This window comes from Pseudovibrio sp. POLY-S9, assembly GCF_001431305.1.
Classification (GTDB): domain Bacteria; phylum Pseudomonadota; class Alphaproteobacteria; order Rhizobiales; family Stappiaceae; genus Pseudovibrio.
Window position 1 is genome coordinate 1 of record NZ_LCWX01000220.1, and the last position, 10,121, is coordinate 10,121.

7 protein-coding genes are annotated in these 10,121 nt (G+C 50.9%); all 7 read right to left on the bottom strand.

Annotated features, from left to right (window positions below):
• Nucleotides 1-899 (bottom strand): elongation factor Tu (tuf, locus tag PPL9_RS22470; RefSeq protein WP_057463284.1); only part of this gene is annotated, 899 nt, incomplete at its 3' end.
• A gap of 48 nt (nucleotides 900-947) precedes the next feature.
• On the bottom strand, nucleotides 948-3,023 hold the full coding sequence (fusA, locus tag PPL9_RS22475) for an elongation factor G (RefSeq protein ID WP_057464824.1): 2,076 nt from the start codon (nucleotides 3,021-3,023) through the stop codon (nucleotides 948-950).
• Between the two features lie 24 nt (nucleotides 3,024-3,047).
• Nucleotides 3,048-3,518, bottom strand: a complete 471-nt coding sequence (rpsG, locus tag PPL9_RS22480; protein ID WP_057464825.1) for a 30S ribosomal protein S7 — start codon at nucleotides 3,516-3,518, stop codon at nucleotides 3,048-3,050.
• Nucleotides 3,519-3,534: 16 nt separating this feature from the next.
• Nucleotides 3,535-3,906, bottom strand: a complete 372-nt coding sequence (gene rpsL / locus PPL9_RS22485) for a 30S ribosomal protein S12 (RefSeq protein WP_057464826.1) — start codon at nucleotides 3,904-3,906, stop codon at nucleotides 3,535-3,537.
• Nucleotides 3,907-4,487: 581 nt separating this feature from the next.
• Nucleotides 4,488-5,252 carry an SDR family oxidoreductase gene (locus PPL9_RS22490; protein WP_200962359.1) on the bottom strand — a complete coding sequence of 255 codons (765 nt, stop codon included), beginning with the start codon at nucleotides 5,250-5,252 and terminating at the stop codon, nucleotides 4,488-4,490.
• Nucleotides 5,253-5,446: 194 nt separating this feature from the next.
• On the bottom strand, nucleotides 5,447-5,749 hold the full coding sequence (locus PPL9_RS22495; RefSeq protein ID WP_057464828.1) for a hypothetical protein: 303 nt from the start codon (nucleotides 5,747-5,749) through the stop codon (nucleotides 5,447-5,449).
• A 222-nt stretch (nucleotides 5,750-5,971) separates the two neighbouring features.
• Complete coding sequence (gene rpoC, locus PPL9_RS22500; RefSeq protein ID WP_244273439.1) at nucleotides 5,972-10,114, bottom strand: DNA-directed RNA polymerase subunit beta'; 4,143 nt, start codon at nucleotides 10,112-10,114, stop codon at nucleotides 5,972-5,974.
• Nucleotides 10,115-10,121 lie beyond the last annotated feature (7 nt).

Genomic DNA, 10,121 nt, shown 5'->3' on the forward strand with positions numbered 1-10,121 from the left:
GTGTGAGGAGTAACGGAACCTGGTTTACAAAGAACCTGGCCACGCTCAACATCTTCACGACCAACACCACGGATCAATGCACCGATGTTGTCGCCAGCTTCGCCCTGATCGAGCAGCTTGCGGAACATTTCAACACCAGTAACAGTGGTCTTAGATGTGTCTTTAACGCCAACGATCTCAACTTCGTCACCAACGTGAACGATGCCACGCTCTACACGACCGGTTACAACAGTACCACGGCCAGAGATAGAGAACACGTCTTCGATCGGCATCAAGAATGGCAGATCGCGTGGACGGTCAGGAGTTGGGATATAGTCGTCAACTGCAGCCATCAGCTCTACAATTTTGTCTTTGCCGATCGCGTCATCGCGGTCTTCAAGAGCAGCAAGTGCAGAACCAGCAATGATTGGAATATCATCGCCTGGGAATTCGTAGGAAGAAAGAAGTTCACGAACTTCCATTTCTACGAGTTCAAGCAGTTCTTCGTCGTCAACCTGGTCAACTTTGTTCATGAAGACAACCAGAGCAGGCACACCAACCTGACGAGCGAGCAGGATGTGCTCACGAGTCTGAGGCATTGGGCCGTCTGCAGCGTTAACAACGAGGATCGCGCCGTCCATCTGTGCAGCACCAGTGATCATGTTTTTCACATAATCAGCGTGGCCTGGGCAGTCAACGTGCGCGTAGTGACGAGCTTCGGTTTCATATTCAACGTGTGCTGTTGAAATAGTGATACCGCGAGCACGCTCTTCAGGAGCGCCATCGATTTCGTCGTATGCTTTAAAATCACCGAAGGATTTAGTAATCGCTGCGGTCAGTGTAGTTTTACCGTGGTCAACGTGGCCAATTGTGCCGATGTTGACGTGCGGCTTATTACGTTCAAATTTTTCTTTAGCCATCGGATCTCTCCGTTCTCTCTTGAATCCCTTTGACTGGTCTAATGAGGTTTAGGCGTATTTCGCCATAACCTCGTCAGCAACAGCCTGCGGGACTTGGTCGTAATGATCGAACACCATGGAATACTGCGCACGTCCTTGGGACATGGAACGCAAGTTGTTCACGTAACCAAACATGTTGGCCAGCGGAACCATAGCAGTGATAACGGTCACGACACCGCGGTTTTCGGTACCGGCGATTTGTCCACGACGGGAATTCAAATCACCAATCACGTCACCCATATAGTCTTCTGGAGTGACAACCTCAACCTTCATGATAGGTTCCAGAAGCTTTGGACCTGCTTTAGCCACAGCTTCGCGGAAACCAGCACGACCTGCGATCTCAAATGCGAGCACAGACGAGTCAACATCATGATAAGCACCGTCAGTGAGGGTAGCTTTAATGTCGACCATCGGGAAGCCAGCAAGTGGACCAGAGGACATGACGGATTCGATACCTTTGGATACACCAGGGATGTATTCCTTAGGAACGTTACCGCCAACAATCGTGTTAGCAAACTCAAAACCTTCACCAACAACATTTGGCTCGATAGAGAGTTTGATGCGAGCAAACTGACCAGTACCACCGGACTGCTTCTTGTGGGTATAATCCACGTCAGCAGACTTGGTAATGGTTTCACGGTAAGCAACCTGAGGTGCACCGATGTTTGCTTCAACCTTGAATTCACGCTTCATGCGATCAACAAGGATGTCCAGGTGAAGTTCGCCCATACCAGCAATGATTGTCTGGCCGGACTCTTCATCTGTCTTCACGCGGAAGGACGGATCCTCAGCAGCCAGGCGGTTCAGGGCAAGGCCCATCTTTTCCTGGTCACCTTTGGTTTTAGGCTCAACAGCGATCTCGATAACCGGATCCGGGAACTCCATGCGTTCCAGAATAACAGGCTTCAGAGGATCACAAAGCGTATCACCAGTGGTCGTGTCCTTCAGGCCTGCGATAGCCACAATGTCGCCTGCATAGGCTACATCAATGTCATCGCGGGAATTTGAGTGCATCTGCATCATGCGACCAACGCGTTCGCGCTTGCCCTTAACAGTATTCAGCACGGATGAGCCTTTATTCAGCACACCAGAGTAAATACGTGCGAAGGTCAAAGAACCAACGAACGGATCGTTCATAATTTTAAATGCGAGCATACCAAGCGGCTCTTCGTCAGAAGATTCGCGTGTGGTTTCTTCTTCAGTCTTGGCGTCGATACCTTTAATCGCCGGCACTTCAACCGGGTTAGGAAGGTAATCTACAACAGCGTCAAGAAGAGGCTGAACGCCTTTGTTCTTGAATGCTGTACCGCACAACACTGGAACGAAGTTGCCAGCAATGGTACCCTTACGAATAAGCTCTTGAAGCTTTTCGTTGGATGGCATTTCGCCTTCCAAGTATGCTTCAGTAGCTTCTTCTTCTACTTCTACAGCGATCTCGATCAGTTTTTCGCGGTATTCAGCAGCTTGGTCAGCGAGATCTTCTGGAATATCCAGCTCATCCCAGCTTGCTCCAAGAGCCTCACCGTTCCAAACCAATGCTTTCATCTTCAGCAGATCGATAACACCAGCAAATTCGCTTTCAGCGCCGATCGGCAGCTGAACACATGCTGGAGTTGCGCCAAGACGCTTCTCGATCATTTCTACACAGCGGAAGAAATCAGCACCGAGTTTGTCCATCTTGTTGACGAAGATCATGCGTGGAACGTTGTACTTATCAGCCTGACGCCATACGGTCTCAGTCTGAGGTTCAACACCAGCATTCGCATCGAGAAGTGCAACTGCACCATCAAGAACACGCAGGGAGCGTTCAACTTCAATCGTGAAGTCAACGTGACCTGGAGTGTCAATGATGTTCAGACGCTTACCGTTCCAGTGGGCAGTCGTAGCAGCTGAAGTAATGGTAATACCACGCTCCTGCTCCTGCTCCATCCAGTCCATGGTAGCTGCACCATCATGAACTTCACCGATTTTATGGGACTTACCAGTGTAATACAGAATACGTTCTGTAGTGGTCGTCTTACCAGCATCGATGTGAGCCATGATACCGAAGTTACGGTAGTCCTCGATTTTGTGCGTACGTGACATAGCGTCAGCCTCTATCCAGGGTGATTACCAACGGTAGTGCGAGAATGCACGGTTAGCTTCAGCCATCCGGTGAGTATCTTCGCGCTTCTTAACGGAGTTACCACGGCCATTCGCAGCATCCAGCAATTCACCGGACAGACGACCAACCATTGTGGTTTCGTTACGACCGCGAGCTGCAGAAATCAGCCAGCGGATAGCAAGTGCCTGACGACGCTCTGTACGAACTTCGACTGGAACCTGATAAGTTGCACCACCAACACGACGGGAGCGAACTTCAACCTGTGGCATAACATTTTCGAGCGCCTGATGGAACATCTCGAGTGGGCTAGCCTTAGCCTTAGATTCGATCGCATCGAATGCACCGTATACGATGCGTTCTGCGGTGGATTTTTTACCATCGAGCATTACTGCGTTCATGAACTTAGTAACGACGATATCTCCGAACTTTGGATCCGGAATAACTTGACGCTTTTCAGCGGCGTGACGGCGGGACATATCGGTCTATATCCTATTATTTCGGACGCTTAGCGCCATACTTGGAACGACGCTGTTTACGATCTTTAACACCCTGGGTGTCAAGAACGCCACGGATGATGTGGTAACGAACACCAGGCAAATCCTTTACACGACCACCACGGATCATGACAACGGAGTGCTCTTGGAGGTTATGCCCTTCACCCGGGATATAACCAATAACTTCGAAGCCATTGGTCAAACGGATTTTTGCCACTTTACGAAGCGCTGAGTTAGGCTTCTTAGGAGTGGTTGTATATACGCGAGTACACACGCCGCGCTTCTGCGGGCACGCTTCCATCGCTGGAACTTTGTTCCGCTTCGCCGGCACTGTACGCGGCTTACGGATCAACTGGTTGATCGTTGGCATAATTTGCCCTTTAACTACTTTTGCTCTTCGACCGGACGCAGTTTCTGGTAGACATACGCATGCGCACCAAATCCACGAACGATTATTCGTGAAGGGCACCGCGAAACCAGAGGACCACGGACGGATCCGCGGTCTTGCATTCGACTTGTATTCGCCTTTGAACCCGACAACGTTTAAGCTTCAGTACTCCGAGGCGAGGCGCCTCAGGAGAAGGACATTGCTTACTGCTTGCCATAAGGTTGCCGGAACCTACTCATCAGGACACTGTTCGTCAAGTCCCTTCCAAGAGATTCTTGGCCCCAGCCTCTCAGATTCATACGGTGTATCCCAAGATTCGCGTAGATTCAGCAATTTCCTCTCGGAAGACGTCAAAATTTGGAGGCGCTTAAGTGTTCATTGCAGTTTGACTCTGAAGATTAAAAGGAAGTTAAGCACATCCCTACTCTGACTCATCGTCATTTCCGCAGGTCATTTGATTCTTGCAGCTTTAACTCAAATTCAATTACGCCCTTTAAGTGCAAATACTGCCACAGGGCGAAGGCACGTCGTCGCCTCAAGTCTCAAACACCGAACACACCCAGTTAGGGAGCAAGGCCACCGGCAACCGTCAGTGTGGTCCCACTCACGAATCCTGCCCCGGATGATCCCAGCCAGACAGCAGCCTCTGCAATATCTGAAGGCTCGGCTATACGACCAAGAGGTGTTGCAGCAGCAACAAGTGCCGGGCGATCAGGATTTCCCTCCCGCTGGTGCATGTCGGTCGCAGTTGTTCCCACTCGGATCGCATTCACCCGAATGCCGAGGGGTCCAAATTCTTTACCTGCACCAACCGTCAATGTTTCCACCGCACCTTTTGAGGCGGCATAGTGAACATACTCTCCTGGGCTTCCCATCACGGCAGCAATCGAAGACATATTTACAATCGCACCACCAGAACCACCTTCGTCAGTCCTCATGCGTCTAGCTGCTTCTTGCATGCAATAGATCATGCCGAACACATTGGTCTGAAAAGTCGAAACCAACGCCGAGCTACCTAAGTCTACCAAGGAAGACGCCCCTCCTATGATACCAGCATTGTTCACGAGGCAAGTGATCGGCCCGAGGCTATCATCACAAATGACAAACATCTGGCGCACGGCCTCAAGATCAGCAACATCCGCAGCAACAGCAATCGAGCGAACGCCAACCTCCTTGCATCGCCGGACAGTCTCAACAGCTCCAGCCTCATCAAAATGATAGTTCACACAGACATCATATCCGGCCTTGGCAAAAGCAACAGCGGTGGCTTGACCAATGCCCTTGCTGGCACCTGTTACCAATACAGTCTTCGAAGTAGCATTCCCCAAGAACGTTCGCTCCATTTAACTCTGGCTTCAACTGCAAAGCCAAAAGATCACTGTACTCACAAGTCAGGCAAGATCACTACATTTTTGAAACCACCCAGCAAAGAGGCATTTACACCTCCCCTCTCCCCAAACGCAAAAAAGGAGAGGTCACCCTCTCCTTTCCAAAATCCAAAATCGGATCATCAGTTCAATTTTTAGAACGTGATCACTGAAACATTGCCTGCCAGTGCGTCTTTATAAGGCTGAACGAAGAACTCTTCCTCCGGTGTTTCCGTGATGTATCCCAGCTGATCAAGAGCTGCATCCACGAAACCCTGTTCACCCAACGCCTCAACGGCACGGCGAACTGCACCATCGTCATCAGGCGCGGTCACCATCACGTGGAACGGAAGACCATCTTCTTCTTCACCGTCTTCCTCTTTCCAGGCACGGCCCATAATCAGGTAGACAACTGGAGGGGTGTCATCACCATTTTCTTCTTCAATCTGATCAGACATTTTATTTCCTTCATCACGCACCCACTCAGTCCAGCCCGACAGAAAGGATGCGTTTCAATTCAAACACCAGACGTATCCGCCAAGGGGCCTCAGCTTCCAAAATCAGATACGCGTCTTTCTTGTTAGTGGCAGGTCAGCAGGTCACCCACAAGCAACCATCCGCCATAAACGGAAAAGCCGCCCCGAAGGGCGGCTTGACCTCAATTTAGATTTTGCAGCTCACTAGAACTGACCATCACGGCTGAAATCTTCAAGCATGGAGTCCGCAGTACCAGCAGTAGAAGCTGAACGGCGAGCGTCCTGGATGAGATCATCACGCAGTGTCGCAATCTTACGAGTGCGGTTCATCGCCCCGCCTGTACCCGCTGGGATCAGACGACCAACAATCACGTTCTCTTTCAGACCGTCCAGTGGATCGATCTTACCGAAGACAGCTGCTTCAGTCAGAACACGTGTTGTTTCCTGGAACGATGCAGCAGAGAAGAACGAACGAGTCTGCAAGCTTGCCTTCGTGATACCCAGAAGAACTGGAACACCCTTGGCAGGATCACGTGCATTATCAATCGCACGCTGGTTAGCTGCATCAAACTCGATCTTATCGACCTGCTCACCAGAGAAGTACTCTGTTTCGCCCGGATCAGTGATCTCAACCTTCTGGAGCATCTGACGAACAATCACTTCGATGTGCTTGTCGTTAATGCCCACGCCCTGCAGACGATAAACTTCCTGGATCTCATTAACGAGGAAGGCAGCCAGTGCCTCTACGCCCTTAATCGCAAGAATGTCATGCGGTGCCGGGTTACCATCAACAAGGTATTCACCCTTCTCGATAGTGTCCCCTTCTTGCAGGTGGAAGTGCTTGTTCTTCTGGATGAGGTACTCAACAGGCTCCAGGCTCTCATCGGTAGGATCGATGATGATGCGGCGCTTGTTTTTGTAATCTCGGCCAAAGCGGATCGTACCGTCAAGCTCAGCGATAATCGCGTGATCTTTCGGACGACGTGCTTCGAACAGTTCAGCAACACGTGGCAGACCACCGGTGATGTCTTTCGTTTTTGCAGATTCCAGAGGAATACGTGCAAGAACGTCACCAGCAGAAACCATGTCACCTGGCTGTACGGACAGAATAGCGTCAACGGAAAGCAGGGAACGAGCATCGCCACCGCGAGCCAGTTTCTTGATCTTACCGCTGTCATCCTGAATAACCATCGCAGGCTTCAGATCAGCGCCACGCTGAGAAGAACGCCAATCGATAACAACACGCTTGGTGATACCGGTCGCTTCATCAGCAGTTTCCTGCATAGAAGAACCATCAACCAGATCCTCAAAGCCAACACGACCGGAAAGTTCTGTCAGGATCGGACGAGTGTACGGATCCCATTCAGAAATACGATCACCGCGCTTGATGACGTCACCTTCGTCAACGAAGATTTTACCACCGTAAGTCAGACGATGCGTAGAACGCTCATTACCGTCACTATCTACGATAATGATGGACATGTTACGTGCCATAACAATGTTGTTGCCATCAGAGTCGCGAACCACATTACGGTTGCGCATCTTCACGGTGCCTTCAAAGTTGGATTCAATGAAGGAGCTATCAACAACCTGTGCCGTACCACCAATGTGGAACGTACGCATGGTCAACTGAGTACCAGGCTCACCAATGGACTGCGCAGCAATAACACCAACAGCCTCACCGATGTTCACCGGAGTACCACGTGCAAGGTCACGGCCATAACAGGTCGCACATACACCAGTCTTGGTTTCACAAGTCAGCACGGAGCGGATCTTGACCATCTGGACCTTGGCAGCTTCAAGAAGCTCCACGTCCTTCTCGTCAATCATACGTCCCTTAGGAACGAGCACTTCGCCAGTCTTGTTGTTGCGGATGTCTTCAGCCGCAGTACGGCCAAGAACACGCATACCAAGGGTCGCGATCACGTTACCAGCATCAACGATTGGCTGAACGGTAATGCCACCGGTGGAACCACAGTCAACTTCAAGAATGATGCTGTCCTGTGCAACGTCCACGAGACGACGTGTCAGGTAACCGGAGTTCGCAGTTTTCAACGCCGTATCGGCAAGACCCTTACGGGCACCGTGGGTGGAGTTGAAGTACTCGAGAACCGACAGACCTTCTTTAAAGTTCGCGATAATCGGGTTTTCGATGATGGAACCATCTGGTTTGGCCATCAGACCGCGCATACCGCCGAGCTGCTTCATCTGCGCTGGAGAACCACGCGCACCGGAGTGAGCCATCATGTAAACAGAGTTCATCTGTTTCTGACGACCTGTGTCCTCTTCGAACTCAGTCGCAGAGATGCGGCCCATCATTTCATCAGCGACTTTGTCAGTACACTTCGCCCAGGCGTCAACAACCTTGTTGTACTTCTCGCCCTGAGTGATCAGACCGTCGTTGTACTGCTGTTCGTATTCAGTCACCAAAGTGGTGGTGCTTTCAACGAGTGTCGCCTTGGCATCAGGGATAACCATGTCATCCTTACCGAAGGAGATACCAGCACGACATGCGTTTTTGAAGCCAAGCTGCATAACGCGGTCACAGAAGATAACGGTCTCTTTCTGGCCACAAGCACGATAAACCGTATCGATCATCTTGGAGATGTCTTTTTTGGTCATCAGCTTGTTACAGGCGTCGAACGGTACTTCGAAGTGCTTCGGCAGCAGCTCTGCAATCATCAGACGACCAGGAGTGGTCTCGTGGATTTCAGAGGTTGGGTTACCCAGCTCATCAACAGACTTGAAGCGGCCACGGATCTTGGAGTGAACAGTGATAACACCGTTTTCCAGCGCGTGGTGCAACTCACCCATGTTACCGAAGGCCATGCCTTCACCTGGCTCACCATCTGCCATAATGGACAGGTAGTAGAGGCCAAGAACAATATCCTGGGACGGTACGATGATCGGACCACCGTTCGCCGGATGCAGAATGTTGTTGGTGGACATCATGAGAGTACGGGCTTCAAGCTGCGCTTCCAGAGAAAGCGGAACGTGAACAGCCATCTGGTCACCATCGAAGTCAGCGTTAAACGCGGAACAAACGAGTGGGTGCAGCTGGATTGCCTTACCTTCAATCAGGGTAGGTTCGAAGGCCTGAATGCCAAGACGGTGAAGCGTAGGCGCACGGTTCAGGAGAACCGGGTGCTCGCGGATCACTTCATCAAGGATATCCCAAACTTCCGGACGCTCTTTTTCAACGAGCTTCTTCGCCTGCTTAACAGTGGAAGAATAACCCTTTGCATCGAGGCGGGAGTAAATGAACGGCTTGAACAGCTCAAGCGCCATCTTCTTCGGCAGACCACATTGGTGCAGCTTCAGTTCAGGACCCACAGTAATAACGGAACGACCGGAGTAATCCACGCGCTTACCGAGAAGGTTCTGACGGAAACGACCCTGCTTACCCTTCAGCATATCTGAAAGGGACTTCAAAGGACGCTTGTTTGCACCCTGGATCACACGACCACGACGACCATTATCGAACAGCGCATCTACAGATTCCTGCAGCATACGTTTTTCGTTACGAATAATGATGTCAGGCGCTTTAAGCTCGATCAGACGCTTCAGACGGTTGTTACGGTTGATCACACGACGATAAAGGTCGTTGAGGTCAGACGTCGCAAAACGGCCACCATCCAGCGGAACCAACGGACGCAGATCCGGTGGAATCACAGGAACAACAGTCAGGATCATCCACTCAGGACGGTTTCCGGACTCGATGAACGCTTCAACAACCTTCAGGCGCTTCGCCAGTTTCTTAGGCTTCAGCTCTGTGGTTGCTTCTGCAATTTCCTGACGGATCTTCTCAGATTCACGCTGCAGATCCATGCTGGCAAGGATCTCACGGATCGCTTCAGCACCAATCATAGCAGTGAAGCTGTCTTCACCGTATTCGTCCTGAGCCGCAACAAACTCTTCTTCAGAAAGCAGCTGACGCAGCTTCAAAGGAGTAAGGCCTGGCTCAATAACAACGTAGTTCTCAAAGTACAGGATGCGCTCAAGATCTTTAAGCGTCATATCCAACAGCATGCCGATACGGGATGGCAGCGACTTCAGGAACCAGATATGCGCAACAGGAGCTGCAAGCTCAATGTGGCCCATACGTTCACGGCGTACACGGGACAAGGTGACTTCAACGCCACACTTCTCACAGATAACGCCTTTATATTTCATGCGCTTATACTTACCGCACAAGCACTCATAGTCCTTGATAGGACCGAAAATCCGAGCACAGAACAGCCCGTCGCGCTCTGGCTTGAAAGTTCTGTAGTTGATCGTCTCCGGCTTTTTGATCTCACCGAACGACCAGGACAGAATTTTCTCCGGGCTGGCGATCGAGATGCGGATATGATCG

What these genes read in the sequence shown, in the direction of transcription:
- rpsG (WP_057464825.1), bottom strand. Translation starts at nt 3,518, where the DNA reads ATGTCCCGCCGTCACGCCGCTGAAAAGCGTCAAGTTATTCCGGATCCA.
- fusA (WP_057464824.1), bottom strand. Translation starts at nt 3,023, where the DNA reads ATGTCACGTACGCACAAAATCGAGGACTACCGTAACTTCGGTATCATG.
- rpsL (WP_057464826.1), bottom strand. Translation starts at nt 3,906, where the DNA reads ATGCCAACGATCAACCAGTTGATCCGTAAGCCGCGTACAGTGCCGGCG.
- PPL9_RS22495 (WP_057464828.1), bottom strand. Translation starts at nt 5,749, where the DNA reads ATGTCTGATCAGATTGAAGAAGAAAATGGTGATGACACCCCTCCAGTT.